A 1,044-nucleotide genomic window follows, 5' to 3' on the forward strand; every position below is an offset into this window, starting at 1 on the left:
GCCGCATAGGAGATGCCCATCGGCGCGAAGGAGGTGCCGGTCGACATGCGCAGCGGGGTGTTGTAGATGACCAGGAAGTAGCCGGCGCTGGCCAGGGCGCAGACCATCAGCACCAGGTCGGGCAGCGCGCACTTCTCGCGCACCTGGCGGTAGCACCACGACATCACGATGGCCGCGGCGGTGGCCAGGATCAGCGGATAGCCGTAGTGCCAGGCCTCGATGTGCGGCTCGATGCGCATCGCGCCGCCCTCGATGGTGCGCCACATCAGGAAAGTCTGCAGCAGCGCATAGAGCGCCGGCAGCAGCAGCAGCGCGGAGAGCACGGTCTGCCACTTGGGCGCGGCCTGCTGGCCGTCGCTGGCGAAGCGGCCGCCGGTGTAGAGGCCGTAGCCGAGGATCAGCGCGCCGGCAATGTGGATCACCCGGTACGACCAGGTCTCCATCGGCAGCACGTTGAGGGTAATCAGGTGGAACAGCGAGTAGGCCACGGCGAGGCCGCCGAACAGCGCCCACTGCCAGCCGGTGAACAGGCGCCGGTTGGACTCGATGACCTCTTCGTCGACGCCACCGACCACCAGCTCCGAGTCATTGTTGTTATCGGGCGCCTCATCGGCACTGCGTCCCGCAGGCGGGGTCTTGTCGTTATCGCTCATTAGCGTCACCTCCCGGCATCATGCGACGATGCTGTCCGTCCCGGCGCCACTCACCCGACGGCGCATGAATTCACCATAGACAAAATGGCCGCCCACCTCGCGGTGAGCGGCCGTTCATCGCGATCAATCTAAGCGCTTAGTTGATCATGTCGTCATCGATCTCGTAGCCGTTCTCGTTGAACCAGCGCGCGGCGCCCGGGTGGAACGGCATCACGGTGTTGTGCACGACGTTCTCGGGGATGGTGGTGGCGGCACTGCGGTGCACGTCCATCATCTTGTCGTTGTTCTCCATGGTGATGCGCGTGACTTCGTAGACGAAGTCTTCCGGCAGGTCGCAGCCGGCGATGGCGAAGTTCCACATCGACACGGCGCGGGCGTCTTCCTCGAGGGT

At 65.0% G+C, this 1,044-nt stretch carries 1 protein-coding gene and 1 pseudogene; both read right to left on the minus strand.

All coding sequences use genetic code 11. From position 1 onward, the window contains the following. Window positions 1–653, minus strand: a pseudogene (locus CK498_RS25555) (TRAP transporter permease); the annotation flags it as partial. A gap of 136 nt (window positions 654–789) precedes the next feature. Beyond that, the coding region (locus tag CK498_RS25560) for a TAXI family TRAP transporter solute-binding subunit (protein ID WP_324615595.1) at window positions 790–1,044 on the minus strand (255 nt) is incomplete at its 5' end.

The organism is Halomonas salipaludis (assembly GCF_002286975.1).
Taxonomy (GTDB): Bacteria; Pseudomonadota; Gammaproteobacteria; order Pseudomonadales; family Halomonadaceae; genus Franzmannia; species Franzmannia salipaludis.